We start from the raw sequence: 14,964 nt of genomic DNA, 5'->3' as shown, positions 1-14,964 counted from the left end.
TTATTGCACCAATAGGTGCCGAATCCGTCATACGTTGCACCATAACAAATCAGGCCGGTTGCGCCCCACCGTTGGACATATAGCGCCAAAACAAGGCAATAGCGCCATCATCCGTGACGGCCCGCAATTTGCTAATGTTGCGTTACCCAATGAAATACCGCGATTTAGGGAAAACAATGACAAAAAGTGCAGACGTACTCTTCGTACTACTCGGCGCCATCATGGTGCTGGCCATGCATGCCGGCTTCGCCTTCCTCGAAGTCGGCACGGTGCGGCGCAAGAACCAGGTCAACGCACTGGTCAAGATAATCAGCGATTTTGCGATGTCGACCATCGCCTATTTCTTCATCGGCTATTATCTCGCCTACGGCGTCCATTTTTTCGACGGCGCCCAGGCGCTCACGGTGGACAATGGCTACGGCCTGGTCAAGTTCTTTTTCCTGCTGACCTTCGCCGCCGCCATCCCGGCCATCGTTTCCGGCGGCATCGCAGAACGCTCGAAGTTCAATCCCCAGCTCGCCGCCACCTTCCTGCTGGTCGGCTTCGTCTACCCGCTGTTCGAAGGCATCGCCTGGAATTCCAACCTCGGCTTCCAGGGCTGGCTGCAGGCGCATTTCGGCGCGCAGTTCCATGACTTCGCCGGTTCCGTGGTGGTCCATGCCGTCGGCGGCTGGATCGGCCTGGCCGCGGTGCTGCTGCTCGGACCCCGCCGCGGACGCTACCACCGCGACGGCATGATCGCCGCCCACCCGCCGTCCAGCATCCCCTTCCTCGCGCTCGGCGCCTGGATACTCACCGTCGGCTGGTTCGGCTTCAACGTCATGTCGGCCCAGAACCTCGACGGTATCAGCGGCCTGGTCGCCGTCAACTCGCTCATGGCCATGGTCGGCGGCACCCTCGCCGCCCTGCTCGCCGGCCGCAACGACCCCGGCTTCGTGCACAACGGCCCGCTGGCCGGACTGGTCGCCGTCTGCGCCGGCTCCGATTTGATGCACCCGGCCGGCGCCCTGGTCGTCGGCGCGGTCGCCGGCTTCCTGTTCGTCTATTTGTTCACCCTGACCCAGAACCGCTGGAAAATCGACGACGTGCTCGGCGTCTGGCCCTTGCACGGGCTCTGCGGCGCCTGGGGCGGCGTGGCCGCCGGCATCTTCGGCCAAAGCGCCCTGGGGGGGATCGGCGGCATCGGCTTCATGGCACAGGTACTGGGGACGGGACTGGGGATTGCAATCGCGCTGACCGGAGGCTTCGCCGTTTACGGTACCGTGAAAATGCTGATTGGCCTGCGTCTGACGCCGGAAGAGGAATTCGACGGGGCGGATTTGACGCTGCACAAGATCTCGGCGAGCCCGGAGAAGGAAGCGGGCTGGTAACAACCCATGGGAAGGGCCGTAGTAAAGGTATGCGGCACCGTTACGGCCCATGCCGGTCAATCCTGCCACGTCTCCTCCTTGCCTCCTTGGCGTTGCATCCCTGTGATCCGGCCATACCCGAGACATCATCAGCCGCGTCCTAGACGCCACGAGTCATTGACGGCGGGTAGCCTCCACAGATCGACCTCCATGATTCACCCTGAGCGCCGCCCCACAGAGCGGCGCAATGGGATGCCTTCAGAACGTGAGCAGGCGGTAGCCCTCGTCGAGATACCGGGACAGGTCGATGATGCCCGCAATGCCGGCGATGTTCTTTTCCCGTAACAGCGGCAGGCCCGTCGCTTCGGCGCCGGCGGTTGCGCCGAAGACGTCGGCACAGCCGCCGCAAACGCCGACGACAACATCCTTGACGGCTTCGTAGAGGCCATGGGCGGGGTGGTCGGACTTGGCGATCTCGCTGACCCAGCGCGTGCCGGCGCCTTGAAAGATCAGGGCAACTTCCTGGCCTTTCTCCTTCAGCTCGTAGGCAAGGAACAACGCGTTGAAGAGGCGTCCCAACGCTTCCTCGGAGCCGGACTGCGGATCGGATAGGACGACGATGGCGGTCTTGGACATGGTGTTTCTCCTCATCTTTGATGTCATTCGGCATATTTACCGAACGATCGGTATATTATGAGTCGCGGCGGCCTTTGTCCAGAACAAATTAACCGTTCGTTCGGTAACGTGCTAAGGTAATGCTTTACATGGAGAAATATTGTGGCGCGCCCCGCTAAGATCGAGGATTCCGCACTGCTCGAAAGGCTGAGCGATGTCTTTCGCGAAGTCGGCTATGAGGCCGCCTCGCTTGCCGTCCTGTCGAAAGCCTCGGGACTCAAGAAGGCGAGCCTCTACCACCGCTTCCCCGGCGGCAAGGAACAGATGGCGCTAGAGGTGATGGCTCGTGCGGAAGCGTGGCTGAGCGAGCATATCCTCGCGCCGCTCAAGTCGGGGGGAGCGCCGGAAGCGCGGATCCAGGCCATGATCCGCAGCGTCGATGCGTTCTATTCCGGCGGCCGGCAGGCCTGTCTGCTGAACATGCTGTCTTCGCCGCGTGCGGACCACGGGCCGTTTTCAAGCCTGATCAAGCATGCGTTCGAGGCCTGGATCGAAGCGCTTTCCGCCGTCCTCACCGATGCCGGATTCGATGAGGATACCGCGCGCTTCCGCGCCGAACGCGCCATAGCGCTTTTGCAAGGCAGCCTGGTGGTCTCCCGCGGGATGGGTACGACCCGCCCGTTCCAGAACTGCCTTGCCAATCTGGAGCGGGAATTACTGGCTTCTCACGGGACCAGCCGCGCGTCCTAGGGACCCGCCTGAATCGGGTATATCGAGGGATATTTAGAACCTGTCTTGAAGAATCTATTCAAGCAAAATTAATCAGTTGAAATCAGGAAAATTCTCCGCTCAGGTAGGGTGGATAAGCGTAGCGCATCCACCTCCGCGCCAACTCGAAGAGCAGCGAAGCTGACTCGAAGAGCGGCGGAGCCGACTCGGAGAGCAGCGAAGCTGAATTTGGCGGATGCGCTGCCGCTTATCCGCCCTACGATCCTCCATTTTCTTTTTCAAGACAGACCCTTACACTCCTCGGAGTGCGCCCTCACGCGGAAGGCGCGTTGCCGCCTTCCGCCGCCGGATTCTTCCGCAGCCGGATGCCGAGCTCGTGCAACTGAGCGTCGTTGACCTGGGCCGGGGCGTCGATCAGCGGGCACCAGGCCGACTGGGTCTTGGGGAAGGCCATCACTTCGCGGATGGAAGAGGCACCGGACATCAGCATCACCAGGCGGTCCAGGCCGAAGGCCAGGCCGCCGTGGGGCGGGCAGCCGTAGCGCAAGGCGTTGAGCAGGAAGCCGAACTTCTGCTGCGCTTCCTCGTCGCCGATGCCGAGCAGGTTGAACACGGTCTGCTGCATCTCGGTGCGGTGGATACGCACCGAGCCGCCGCCGATCTCGGTGCCGTTGAGCACCATGTCGTAGGCGCGGGACAGGGCCTGACCGGGGTTCTGCTTGAGCGCTTCCTCGCTGCAGTTGGGTGCGGTGAACGGATGATGCAGGGCGACCCAGCGGCTGGATTTCTCGTCCCACTCGAACATGGGGAAATCGGTGACCCACAGCGGCCGCCAGCCCGCCTCGACCAGGCCGCGGTCCTGTCCCAGCTTGACCCTCAACGCGCCCATGGACTCGTTGACGATGCACGCCTTGTCGGCGCCGAAGAAGATCAGGTCGCCGGTCCGGGCCTCGGTGCGCTCCAGGATGTCGCGGATCGTGGCTTCCGGCATGAACTTGAGGATCGGCGATTGCAGGCCTTCCAGCCCGGCGCCGAGGTCGTTCACCTTGACATAGGCCAGGCCCTTGGCGCCGTAGATGCCGACGAAACGGGTCAGGTCGTCGATGTCCTTGCGCGAGATGTCGCCGCCGCCCGGCACCTTGAGCGCCACCACGCGGCCTTCGGGGTCCGCGGCGGGCCCGGCGAATACCTTGAACTCCACCCCGGTCATGAGATCGGCGATGTCCACCAGTTCCAGCGGGATGCGCAGATCCGGCTTGTCGGAAGCGAACCGGCGCATGGCTTCGGCGTAGGTCATGCGCGGGAAGGGATCCGGCAGTTCCTCGCTCAGGGTTTCCCGGAACAGATCGCGGATCATGGCCTCCATGAGGGTCATGATCTGGTCCTCGTTCATGAACGAGGTCTCGATGTCGAGCTGGGTGAATTCCGGCTGGCGGTCGGCGCGGAGATCCTCGTCGCGGAAGCAGCGCACGACCTGGTAATAGCGGTCCATGCCGGAGATCATCAGCAGTTGTTTGTAGAGCTGCGGCGACTGCGGCAGGGCGAAGAACGAATGCGGATGGGTGCGGCTGGGCACGAGGTAGTCGCGCGCGCCTTCCGGCGTAGCCTTGGTCAGGAACGGCGTCTCGATCTCGTAGAAGCCGTGATGATCCAGGAAATTGCGCAGGAAGCGGGTGATGTCCCGGCGCAGGCGCATGCGCTGCTGCATGACCGGCCGGCGCAGGTCGATGTAGCGGTAGCGCAGCCGCATCTCCTCGTTCACCTCGATGTCGCCTTCGATGGGGAACGGCGGGGTTTCCGAACGATTGAGGATTTCCAGCGAAGTGGCCAGCACCTCGACCTTGCCGCTCCTGAGGTTCGGGTTCTCGGTCCCCTCGGGGCGGCTGCGGACCTTGCCCGTTACACGGATGACGTACTCGCTGCGGACGGTCTCGGCGAGCTTGAAGGGCTCCTGGTAATCCGGATCGAACACGACCTGCACCAGCCCTTCCCGGTCCCGGAGATCGATGAAAATCACTCCCCCGTGGTCGCGCCGGCGGTGCACCCAACCGCACAATCCGACTTCCTGGCCCAGAAGGCTCTCGCTCACTTCCCCGCAACGGTGACTGCGCATAGTTCGAACTCTGTTGATCGACTGAGAAAAACTTCGAATGTTACGCGCTGGCTTCGAGCCAGCGCAAGCCGATCCTAGGCCGCAGGTTTGCCGGAGGAAGCGGCGCTGTCCGCCGGCTTGCTCTCCGATTTCGGCTTGGCATCGCCGGCCAGATTCTTTTTCTTGTCCTTGCTGCCCTTGAAGTCGGTTTCGTACCAGCCGCCGCCCTTGAGCCGGAAACCGGCGGCGGAAACCTGCTTGGTCAGTTCCGGCTTGCCGCAGGCGGGGCAGTCCGTCAACGGCGCATCGGCGATCTTCTGCATGGCCTCCAGGCTGTGGCCGCAGGATTTGCACTGGTATTCATAAATCGGCATCGGAAACTCCTCGGTTTGTTTAAGGACCAAAGGCGCATATATGAACGCCCGAATTCTTTATCAAGGCCGGACGGACGCAATTTCCGTATCCAGGGCCGGTCCGATTACCGCCGCACCGCTCCGGTGCTATGATTCGCCCGGCCTCTTCCCTCACCCCAGCCCTCTCTCAAAGGGAGAGGGACAACGACTTCGAGATCGCATCATGCAAACCACCGCCGCCTCCGCCGCGGTTACTACCCGTTTCGCCCGCATCGGCATCATCACCATCGCCGCAGTCTATTTTTTGATCATGGTGGGTGGCATCGTCAGAGCCTCAGGCGCCGGCATGGGCTGCCCGGACTGGCCGACCTGCTTCGGCCGGCTGGTGCCGCCGACCGACGAGTCCCAGCTCCCGGCCAATTACCACGAGATCTATGCCGAGCGCGGCTATGCCGACACCCGTTTCAACCCGGTCAAGACCTGGACCGAATACGTCAACCGACTTGTAGGCGTCAGTATCGGCCTGCTGATCATCGCCACGCTGTACCGCTCCCTCGCCTTCTGGAAGACCGACCGGGCCGTGACCTGGCTTGCGCTGGCGGTGTTCCTGGCGGTGGGCTTCCAGGGCTGGCTGGGCTCCGCGGTGGTAGCCAGCAATCTGCGCCCCGTCATGATCACGGCCCACATGCTGATGGCCTTCGCCATCGTCTGCCTACTGATCTACGCGGTCACACGTTCACAGCGCAGCTATTTCGAGGCCCTGGACCTGTCCGGCCTGCCCCCGCGCTTCCGCGCGGTCCTGATGGCCGCCATGGGCATGACCCTCCTGCAGATCGCCATGGGCACCCAGATCCGCGAGTCGGTGGACGTCATGGCCACGGCCGCCTCGACGGACCGCGGCCTGTGGCGCGAGAACCTCCCGCTCATCTTCTACGTCCACCGGTCCTTCTCCGCCCTGATTCTCGGCGTCAACCTGTGGCTGGCCTGGAAGATGGTCAAGGCTTTGCCGGCGGGCTCGCTCTACGCCCGCTTCGGAATGGCCTTGGCTGGCCTCGTCGCCGCCGCCATCGCCGCCGGCGTCACGCTGGACCGGCTCGGCTTCCCGGCCATCGCCCAGCCGCTGCACCTGGTGCTGGCGAACCTGATCTTCGGCACCCAGTTCTTCCTTTTCGTCGCCGGCCGTTACGCCGGCCGTTAAGGCTTGCGCGGCGGGCAGGGCTTGAGCGGCGGCACCGACACCTCCGGATTCTCGCCGCGCAGTTGGATCATCACCTCGTCCAGCTCCAGCGGGGACTTGTCCCAGGCGAACTGTATCCAGGCCGTTTCAGACTGCGTGATCCGGGGCCGGATCTGCGCCCGCACGTTGAGTTTGGACAAACGGACCAACTCGGTTTCGGCCTCCTCCCGGGTCTTGAAAATGCCGAGCGAAATCATGCCGGCCATGTCGCCCTTGTCGATCAGCCAGACGTCCTTGATGCCTTTGTCCATCAGCATCTTGCGGTTGCCCTTGGCCTCGTCCATGTTCTCTGCCTTGGGATAGAGCAGCCAGTAGCCGTCCAGGGACTCCGAAGACTCGCTGGTCACACTCGCCTTGTCGATCCACTCCTTGACGAGCGCGAGCACCTTCCGGGCTTCGGCCGTCTCGGCGAACGGCCCGAGACGATGGCAGGTACCGTTGCCGACGAGCAGGCCCGTGTCGGCCCCGGCCGGCGGCGGCGTGCCGACCGGCGGACTCGGGATTCCGCCATGGGTGTCTGCGACCTCCGAGCGCAGCAGAAGCCTTCCAGGCGCCTCCACGGCCTTGATATCGACGTGCCGCCTGGTATCCCGATGCCCCAGGCTCCAAAAGAAGAAAGCCACATTGGCGACGAGGAGAAAATAGAAAAGGAGTCTCATGTCGATCGCTCTGCTAAGGCGTGCAAGCCTTCAAGGACGAGGTGAGGCACCAGCCGGACCGGAGCCTCGATGTGAGGGCGGAGCGTCTCGGCATCGCCGCCGGTCAGCACCAGTGCGGGCTCGGCTCCCAGGAGCGCCGCCGCCCGGCCCAGGGACTCCCGTATCAAACCCACGGCGGAATGGAGAATGCCGCTGGACAGCGCGGGTCCGGTGCTGTTGCAGAAAAAGCCGTCCCAGCTTTCCGCCGCCCCCCCCAAAGCCTCCAGGGACGCGAGGGCGGCACGCATCATCGCCAGACCGGGGCCGATCACACCGCCCCGGTGCCTGCCCTCCGCGTCCAGCAAGTCGACGGTCAAGGCGGTGCCGGCGCTGACGATGCAGCAGGATTCGCGGTGTATCCGCCAGGCTCCTATCAGGCCGAGCCAGCGGTCGACACCCAATTGGGCCGGGTTCGCGTAAGCGTTGACGACTCCCAGGGCCGAAGCCTCGCTGCGTACGAAACGGACCGGCACGGCCCAGCGGGCCGACACCCAATCCGCGAGCGTCTCGCCCGCCCTTGCGCCGGCGACGTTGGATACCAGCACGGCCTCCGGCCGCGGCAGCGCCGCCATCTGGCGTTCGCACGCGTCCGCCAGGCTGAACACATCCGTGGCAAAGGCCCCGCCAAATGCGTACCGTCCCGGCTCGGACCGAGCCCATTTCACCCGCGAGTTGCCGACGTCGATCAGCAGCTTCACAGCGGCCTCACCCGCACGTCGCCGGATGCGAATTCGCGCACTTTGCCGTCCTCGCACGCCAGCATCAGCAGTCCTTCCGCCGAGACGCCGACGATCCGCCCCGTCCGTACCCAGTCGCCCTGCTGCACGCTGGCCTGCGCGCCGTCGAAGCCGTGGTAGCTGCGCCATTCGTCGAGATAAGGCGCGAGTCCCGTGGACTCGTAATCCGCCAGCATCGGCGCCAATTCGTTGAGCATTCCGGCGATCAGCCGATTGCGCGATACGCCTGAGCCCCCCGGAATTCGCGCCAGATCGACCCAGTCCTGATCGATGGCACCGGCATGCCGTTCCGGCAAGTTCACGTTGATGCCGATACCGATGACCACGGCGTACTGGCCGTTGTCCTCGCCCGTGACCTCGATCAAGATGCCGCCGAGTTTCCGACGCGACCACAGGATGTCGTTCGGCCATTTGAGCGCGGAATCGGCGATGCCCTGTGCCCGCAAGGCCTGTACGACGGCCACGCCCACTGCGAGGCTGAGCCCGGAAAACCCGGCCCTGCCGAACCGCCACAGCAGCGAGAGATAGACGTTGCCGGACAGCGGCGACACCCAGTCCCGGCCGATCCGCCCCTTGCCCGCGGTCTGCCGCTCGGCCAGGCAGACGGTACCGGTGGGGGCGCCCTCGACGGCTCGGCGCATCAGATGGCTGTTGGTGGAATCGAGCTGCGCGTAAATTTCGATGCCGCCGATGGTTTCCACGGCCGCGCCGGTCAGCGCGCCCGCGATCGTTTCTCCGTCCAGCAGCTCCAGCGGATGCGCCAGGCGGTAGCCCGTGCCGGGAACGGCGTGTACTTCCACCCCCAGGGCGCGCAATTCCTCGATGCGCTTCCAAATGCCGGCACGGCTGCAACCGGTGCTCGCCGCGATGGCCGCGCCGGAATGGAAACCGCCGTCCGCCAGCAGCGCCAGCAGGTTTCGGGAAGCAGGGGAAAAGCCGTCGGCAGCGCTCACCGCTTGCCTGCTTCCTTGTCGAGGGTCTTGAGGCGTTCGAGCTTCTCGGCGATCTTGATCTCCATGCCGCGGTTGACCGGCCGGTAGTACTCCCGAGTCCCCAGCTCGTCGGGGAAATAGTTTTCGCCCGGCACGTAGGCATCGGGATAGTCGTGCGCGTAGCGGTATTCCTTGCCGTAATCCAGGCTCTTCATCAGCCCGGTCGGCGCGTTGCGCAGATGCAGGGGCACCGGCAGGCTGCCCGACTGGGCGGCGTCGGCGCGGGCGGCCTTGTAGGCCTCGTAGACCGCGTTGCTCTTGGGGGCGACGGCCAGATAGGCCACGGCCTGCGCCAAGGCCAGTTCGCCTTCCGGGCTGCCCAGGCGTTCCTGGGCGTTCCAGGCGTTCAGGCACAGCTCCAGCGCCTTGGGGTCGGCGTTGCCGATGTCCTCCGAGGCGATCCGCACCAGGCGCCGGGCCAGATAGAGCGGATCGCAGCCGCCGTCCAGCATCCGGCAGAGCCAATACAAGGCGGCATCGGGCGAACTGCCGCGCACCGATTTGTGCAGGGCGGAAATCTGGTTGTAGAACTCCTCCCCCTGCTTGTCGAAGCGGCGCGTGGTTCCGGACGACAGGACCTGGTGAGCAATCTCCTCGCTCACCGCGGTCTGGCCCTCGTCCAGCAGGTCCGCCGTGATCTCCAGCAGGTTCAGCAAGCGCCGGGCGTCGCCGTCGGCGGCGCGAACGTAGGCCATGCGCACCGGCTCGGTCATGTCCAGGCCGTGCCGGCCCAGGCCGCGCTCCGAATCCGACAACGCGCGTTCGATGACGCCCAGCAAATCGGCCTCGGTCAGCGCCTTCAGCACATAGACCCGTGCCCGAGACAGCAAGGCGCTGTTGACCTCGAAGGAGGGATTTTCGGTGGTGGCGCCGATGAAGCTGACCGTGCCGTCCTCGACATGGGCCAGGAACGCGTCCTGCTGCGACTTGTTGAAACGGTGCACCTCGTCGACGAACAGGATGGCGCTGCGCCCGGCGGCTTTGAATTTCGCCGCCTGCGCCAAGGCTTCGCGGATTTCCTTCACCCCCGACAGCACCGCCGAGACCGACAGGAACTCGGCGTCGGCATGGCGGGCGACCAGCCGCGCCAGGGTGGTCTTGCCGGTGCCAGGCGGCCCCCAGAAAATCATCGAGTGGATGCGGCCGCGCCGGATCGACTCGTACAGCGGCCGGCCCGGCTTGATGAGATGGGTCTGGCCGATGTACTCGTCGAGCGTCCGGGGGCGCAGCCGGTCGGCCAGCGGCTGGGAGAGATCTGCGAACACCGGAGGCTACTTGTCCTCGAACACGTCCACCCCGGCCGGCGGACTGAACTGGAACAGCTTGGGATCGAGCACGATTCCGGTACGCAGGTTGGAGAAATAGATGCGGGTCAACTGGCCGAAGTTGTCGCTCAGCTCCATGCCGGCCAGCTTGTCGCCCTCGAGCCCGATCAGTACATACCGGAATCCGCCCTCTTCCGACTTGGGCACCAGTTTGATCCAGAACATGCCCTCGTCGGCGCCCTGGTCCTCGATGGTGAAATTGTCCTCCAGCGCCATTTCGCCGCTCAGCAGCAGCGCCGGGGTGGAACCCACGGCCTGGCCGAGCTTCTTGGCGGTGACCTGTTCCAGATCGACGTCGTAGAACCAGACCTTGCCGCCGCTGGAGACGATTTCCTGGTGGTACGGCTTGGCGTAGTCCCAGCGGAACTTGCCCGGCCGCTGCAGGTAGAAGAAACCCTTGCTCTCCTGCTTGAGCCGTCCGCTTTCGTCGAGCTGGACCTGGGTGAACTCGGCCTGCAGGGTGCGGGCGGAATCGAGGAAGCTCTTCAGCCGGCTCTGCGGCGTGGTCTCCGCCTGCGAGGCGAGGCTCAGGAACAGCAGCGGCAGCGCGATCAGGTATCGGAATGCGGACATGGGCTCAGATGGCTTTGGCGAAGGTTTCAGCGTAGCCGATGTAGTCGCGCGGAGCCAGGTCGGCCAGCCGGCGGCGCGCTTCCTCCGGTATTTCCAGGGTCTCGACGAAGGCCCGCATGCCCTCCGCGTCCACCCGCTGGCCGCGGGTCAAGGCCTTGAGCTTCTCGTAGGGCTGCTCCACGCCGTAACGGCGCATGACGGTCTGGATCGCCTCCGCCAGCACTTCCCAGTTGGCGTCGAGATCGGCCTCCAGCACCTGCGGATTCAGCTCCAGCTTGTCCAGTCCTTTCAAGGTGGAACTCAGGGCGATGAGGGCGTGGGCGAAACCCACGCCGAGGTTGCGCAGCACTGTGGAATCGGTCAGGTCGCGCTGCCAGCGGGAGATCGGCAGCTTCTCGGCGAAATGCGAGAACAGCGCGTTGGCGAGGCCGAGGTTGCCTTCCGAATTCTCGAAATCGATCGGGTTGACCTTGTGCGGCATGGTGGAGGAGCCCACTTCGCCGGCCACGGTCTTCTGCTTGAAGAAGCCCAGCGAGATGTAACCCCAGACGTCGCGGTCGAAGTCGATCAGCACCGTGTTGAAGCGGCTGAGGGCATGGCACAGCTCGGCCAGATAGTCGTGCGGCTCGATCTGGATGGTGTAGGGGTTCCAGGCGAGCCCCAGCGACTCGACGAAACCTTGCGCCAGTTTGGGCCAATCGACTTCCGGGTAAGCGATCGTATGGGCATTGAAGTTGCCGACCGCGCCATTGATCTTGCCCATCAGCGCCACCGCCGCCACTTGGTCGCGCTGCCGCGCCAAGCGGGCGGCGACGTTGGCGAACTCCTTCCCCACCGTGGTGGGCGTCGCCGGCTGCCCGTGCGTCCGCGAAAGCATCGGCTGGCCGGCATAGGCATGCGCCCGCTCCCGGACCGCGGCGATCAGCTTGTCCATCTCCGGCAGCAGGACCGTGTCGCGGGCCTCCTTCACCATCAGCCCATAGGCGAGATTGTTGATGTCCTCCGAGGTGCAGGCGAAATGGATGAATTCGGCGACCCGCTCCAGCTCGGCGCAGCCCTTGATCTTCTCCTTCAGGAAATATTCGACGGCCTTGACATCGTGGTTGGTGGTCCGCTCGATGGTCTTGACACGCTCGGCCTCCTGTTCGCCGAATTCGTTCACGATCCGGTTCAGGCGATCGCGCGCCTCGCCGCTCAAAGCGGGAACCTCGGCGATCGCGGGCTCGTCCGCCAGCGCCTCCAGCCAGCGCAGCTCGACCAGGACCCGGAACCGGATGAGCCCGTATTCGCTGAAGGTGTTGCGGAGGGCGTCGGCCTTGTCGGCGTAACGCCCGTCTACCGGCGATAATGCCTTGATGGAATTCATGGTTTTCCTTATGTCTTGGGTCTACGCGGCTTCGGCCTTCGAAGCCGTGTTGAAGGTCAGGTCGATGACGCCGCCGCCGAGGCAGCGATCACCCTGGTAAAACACGACCGACTGGCCGGGAGTGACGGCGCGCAGGGGCCGGTCGAACACGACTTCCAGGCGGTCTTCGCCGACCAGGCGGATACGGCAGTCCTGGTCGCTCTGGCGGTAGCGGGTCTTGGCGGCGCAGCGCAGCACCTCGCCGGCGGCGGGGCCGACGCCGTCGACCCAGTCGAGCCGGCCGGCCTCGAGTCCATCCCTGAAGAGCAGCGGATGATCGTGGCCCTGCCCCACCACCAGCGCGTTGTTCGCCAGGTCCTTGTCCAACACATACCAGGGCGCCTGTCCGCCCTCCCTGGTGCCGCCGATGCCGAGCCCGGAACGCTGGCCCAGGGTGTAGTACATCAGACCGTCGTGCCGGCCGAGCAAGGCGCCTTCCGGCGTGCGGATCTCCCCGGGCTGGGCCGGCAGATAACGCTCCAGGAAGTCCTTGAATCGCCGTTCGCCGATGAAACAGATGCCGGTGCTGTCCTTCTTGGCATCGTTGGCAAAACCGGCCTGTGTGGCCAGCGCACGCACCTCGGTCTTGTTCAGCTCGCCCAGCGGAAACAGGGTGCGGGCGAGCTGTTCCTGCTGCAGCGTGTACAGGAAATAGCTCTGATCCTTGCCGGCGTCGCAGCCCTTGAGGAGCCGGAACCGGCCGTCCTCCTCCGCCACGCGGGCATAATGCCCCATGGCGATGAGGTCGGCGCCCAGGTCTCCGGCATAGTCGAGGAAGGCCTTGAACTTGATCTGCTTGTTGCAGAGGATGTCGGGGTTCGGCGTCCGGCCGGCCCGGTATTCGTTCAAGAACACCTCGAACACGTCGTCCCAGTATTCGGCGGCGAAATTCACCGCGTGCAGCTCGATTCCCAAACGCTCGCACACCTGCCTGGCGTCGGCGAAATCCTGCACGGCCGTGCAGTACTCGGTGCCGTCGTCCTCCTCCCAGTTCTTCATGAACAGGCCGCTGACACGGTAACCCTGCCGGAGCAGCAGCAAGGCGCTGACGGAAGAATCCACCCCGCCCGACATGCCGACGATCACATGCGGTTTCATGTCCGCCTCAGCCGAGCATGTGTTTCAGGAGGCTGAGCGGATGGCGCTCGCCCCGGAGGTAGTCCTCCACCGTATGCAGCACCAGCGGGCTGCGGTGGCGGCTTCGTTCGCGCAGCAGCTCGTCCCGGCTCAGCCAGAGCGCCCGCTCGATACCTTCGTCCAGCCGAACCTCGCCCATGGGGGCATCGGCCCGGCCGGTGATGGCGATGCGCAGGAAGCTCCTGCCGGATTCCGGATGACGCCACAAATAGATACCGGTCACGGCCTCTGGTACCAGACGCCAGCCGGTCTCTTCCAGGGTCTCGCGGACCGCCGCCTCGACCACCGACTCCGCCGCTTCGACATGGCCCGCCGGCTGGTTAATGACGAGTTCGGGGGATGCGCCGGCGCGCTCCTCCACGCATAGAAAACGGCCGTGCCGTTCGATGACGGCGGCTACCGTGACCCGAGGACGGCCGTCCGACGGGGTTTCCAAATTTTGCATACTGTTTTCAATTGGAAGCGAATTGAGTTGTCAATTCGCGTGTGTTATTAAACCGTTAAGACGCAGGATTCGCCTGCAAAGTTCGTGATGATTCGTGGGAGCCGCGGGAATGCCGCTGAACTTGAGCAACTTGGGCACATCGGTCAAGTTGTTATTTTCCGGTTATTTGATCGTCGTCGCAATCGGCTACGGCTTGGCCATGGTGCAGATCTTGTTTACGCATGGCATGGCCGACGGCAAGTTCGGACTGTCGATCGAGGATATCGTCTACAGCTATTACGGCAACCGCTCGGGCTCGGTGCTGGAGGCCAAGCTCAACGGTTCGATGAAGGCCAATGCGCCGGACGAGGCGCGGTTCCAGATCATCCAATGGGTTCGGGACGGCGCCGATGAAAACGCCTACGCCAGGCAGATCAGGCCGCTGTTCGAAGCGCATTGCACCGCTTGCCACAACGCCGACAGCGGATTGCCGGATTTCACCCGCTACGAGAACATCAAGGCGCGGGCGCAGTCGGACGAAGGCGCGACGTTTTCGTCGTTGACGCGGGTGTCGCACATTCACATGTTCGGTATCGCTTTCATTTTCATGTTCGTCGGCATGATTTTCGCTCTGGCTTCCGGAGTACCCTGTAAGCTCAAGTGCTCGGCCATCCTCATGCCGTATGTTTTCCTGCTGCTGGACATCGCCTCCTGGTGGCTTACGAAACTCGACCGCCATTTCGCCCTTCTCGTCGTCATGGGCGGCGGCGGCCTCGCCATGGCTTTCGTGTTCATGTGGGTGGTCTCGATGTACGAAATGTGGATCCTGCCGCGGCAACTGCCCTATTTGGACCAGCGTGACGCGCTCAGGCGGTGCTGACACCGGCCGCTGGCTTGATCTCGGGAAATCGCGGCCCATATTCGTAGCAAAGGCAACAATTTTTTCGTGGGATCGACGGACAGATGTCTCAGGAATCGGATCACGGCTCCGGCGACGGTTTGGCCCTTCAAGAGGCCCAACCCAAGGTCAAGCGTCCACCGCTGTACAAAGTCATGCTGTTGAATGATGATTTCACTCCGATGGAATTCGTCGTTCAGGTGCTGATGCTGTTTTTCGGCATGAACGAAGAGAAAGCGACGCAGGTGATGCTGCATGTTCACACGCGGGGCGTAGGGGTGTGCGGGGTCTTTTCCAAGGACGTGGCGGAAACCAAGGTGCAGCAGGTGAATGCCCATGCGCGCCAGAACCAGCATCCTCTCCTCTGTACCATGGAAGAAGCTTAATTTTTCACCAGTCT

Annotated in this window: 16 protein-coding genes; 5 read left to right on the top strand and 11 right to left on the bottom strand. The window is 63.9% G+C overall.

The window, feature by feature from the left end:
- Window positions 1-176 precede the first annotated feature (176 nt).
- Entirely contained in the window at window positions 177-1,370 is a 1,194-nt protein-coding gene (locus tag ABZN20_RS01770; RefSeq protein WP_218806426.1) for an ammonium transporter, read from the top strand.
- A 237-nt stretch (window positions 1,371-1,607) separates the two neighbouring features.
- On the opposite strand, the gene ABZN20_RS01765 is transcribed toward ABZN20_RS01770, so the two are convergent.
- The gene (locus ABZN20_RS01765) at window positions 1,608-1,985 is read right to left on the bottom strand and encodes a DsrE family protein (RefSeq protein WP_218806425.1); all 378 of its coding nucleotides are present in this window, start codon (window positions 1,983-1,985) and stop codon (window positions 1,608-1,610) included.
- A gap of 141 nt (window positions 1,986-2,126) precedes the next feature.
- Between ABZN20_RS01765 and ABZN20_RS01760 the strand changes: the two genes are divergently transcribed.
- The gene (locus ABZN20_RS01760) at window positions 2,127-2,714 is read left to right on the top strand and encodes a TetR/AcrR family transcriptional regulator (protein WP_367026595.1); all 588 of its coding nucleotides are present in this window, start codon (window positions 2,127-2,129) and stop codon (window positions 2,712-2,714) included.
- Window positions 2,715-3,006: 292 nt separating this feature from the next.
- Here the strand turns inward: ABZN20_RS01760 and aspS are convergent, their stop codons facing one another.
- Window positions 3,007-4,806 carry an aspartate--tRNA ligase gene (aspS, locus tag ABZN20_RS01755; RefSeq protein WP_367026594.1) on the bottom strand — a complete coding sequence of 600 codons (1,800 nt, stop codon included), beginning with the start codon at window positions 4,804-4,806 and terminating at the stop codon, window positions 3,007-3,009.
- A 74-nt stretch (window positions 4,807-4,880) separates the two neighbouring features.
- Window positions 4,881-5,159, bottom strand: coding sequence for an FmdB family zinc ribbon protein (locus ABZN20_RS01750; RefSeq protein WP_218806422.1), 279 nt, complete (start codon window positions 5,157-5,159; stop codon window positions 4,881-4,883).
- A gap of 202 nt (window positions 5,160-5,361) precedes the next feature.
- Here ABZN20_RS01750 and ABZN20_RS01745 point away from each other — a divergent pair, with 202 nt between their 5' ends.
- Window positions 5,362-6,336: a COX15/CtaA family protein gene (locus ABZN20_RS01745; RefSeq protein ID WP_218806421.1), complete on the top strand. Its 975-nt coding sequence runs from the start codon at window positions 5,362-5,364 to the stop codon at window positions 6,334-6,336.
- Here the strand turns inward: ABZN20_RS01745 and ABZN20_RS01740 are convergent.
- From ABZN20_RS01740 to ABZN20_RS01705, 8 genes are read right to left on the bottom strand one after another with little or no spacing between them, the layout of a single operon-like run.
- Entirely contained in the window at window positions 6,333-7,034 is a 702-nt protein-coding gene (locus ABZN20_RS01740) for a hypothetical protein (RefSeq protein WP_367026593.1), read from the bottom strand. The two genes, ABZN20_RS01745 and ABZN20_RS01740, sit on opposite strands and share 4 nt — an antisense overlap.
- Window positions 7,031-7,771, bottom strand: a complete 741-nt coding sequence (locus tag ABZN20_RS01735) for a type III pantothenate kinase (RefSeq protein WP_367026592.1) — start codon at window positions 7,769-7,771, stop codon at window positions 7,031-7,033. The genes ABZN20_RS01740 and ABZN20_RS01735 overlap by 4 nt, the downstream gene beginning before the upstream one ends.
- On the bottom strand, window positions 7,768-8,763 hold the full coding sequence (locus ABZN20_RS01730; RefSeq protein WP_367026591.1) for a biotin--[acetyl-CoA-carboxylase] ligase: 996 nt from the start codon (window positions 8,761-8,763) through the stop codon (window positions 7,768-7,770). The genes ABZN20_RS01735 and ABZN20_RS01730 overlap by 4 nt, the downstream gene beginning before the upstream one ends.
- A complete protein-coding gene (locus ABZN20_RS01725; protein WP_367026590.1) occupies window positions 8,760-10,067 on the bottom strand; it encodes a replication-associated recombination protein A in 1,308 nt (435 codons plus the stop codon). Before ABZN20_RS01725 ends, ABZN20_RS01730 begins: the two co-directional genes overlap by 4 nt.
- A 6-nt stretch (window positions 10,068-10,073) precedes the next feature.
- A complete protein-coding gene (lolA, locus tag ABZN20_RS01720; RefSeq protein WP_367026589.1) occupies window positions 10,074-10,700 on the bottom strand; it encodes an outer membrane lipoprotein chaperone LolA in 627 nt (208 codons plus the stop codon).
- A 4-nt stretch (window positions 10,701-10,704) separates the two neighbouring features.
- A complete protein-coding gene (gene purB / locus ABZN20_RS01715; RefSeq protein WP_367026588.1) occupies window positions 10,705-12,066 on the bottom strand; it encodes an adenylosuccinate lyase in 1,362 nt (453 codons plus the stop codon).
- A gap of 21 nt (window positions 12,067-12,087) precedes the next feature.
- Window positions 12,088-13,203 (bottom strand): tRNA 2-thiouridine(34) synthase MnmA, encoded by a 1,116-nt coding sequence (gene mnmA / locus ABZN20_RS01710; protein ID WP_367026587.1) that lies wholly within the window; start codon window positions 13,201-13,203, stop codon window positions 12,088-12,090.
- A gap of 7 nt (window positions 13,204-13,210) precedes the next feature.
- Window positions 13,211-13,687 (bottom strand): NUDIX hydrolase, encoded by a 477-nt coding sequence (locus ABZN20_RS01705; protein ID WP_367026586.1) that lies wholly within the window; start codon window positions 13,685-13,687, stop codon window positions 13,211-13,213.
- 109 nt (window positions 13,688-13,796) lie between these two features.
- Here ABZN20_RS01705 and ABZN20_RS01700 point away from each other — a divergent pair, with 109 nt between their 5' ends.
- Together ABZN20_RS01700 and clpS are read left to right on the top strand one after the other, a co-directional pair.
- On the top strand, window positions 13,797-14,546 hold the full coding sequence (locus ABZN20_RS01700; protein ID WP_367026585.1) for an elongation factor-1 alpha: 750 nt from the start codon (window positions 13,797-13,799) through the stop codon (window positions 14,544-14,546).
- An 83-nt stretch (window positions 14,547-14,629) separates the two neighbouring features.
- Window positions 14,630-14,950, top strand: coding sequence for an ATP-dependent Clp protease adapter ClpS (clpS, locus tag ABZN20_RS01695; protein WP_218806411.1), 321 nt, complete (start codon window positions 14,630-14,632; stop codon window positions 14,948-14,950).
- Window positions 14,951-14,964 lie beyond the last annotated feature (14 nt).

This window comes from Methylococcus sp. ANG (genome assembly GCF_040730495.1).
GTDB lineage: Bacteria > Pseudomonadota > Gammaproteobacteria > Methylococcales > Methylococcaceae > Methylococcus.
The sequence above is the reverse complement of the archived record's forward strand: the minus strand, read 5'-3'. Positions and strand labels throughout refer to the sequence as shown.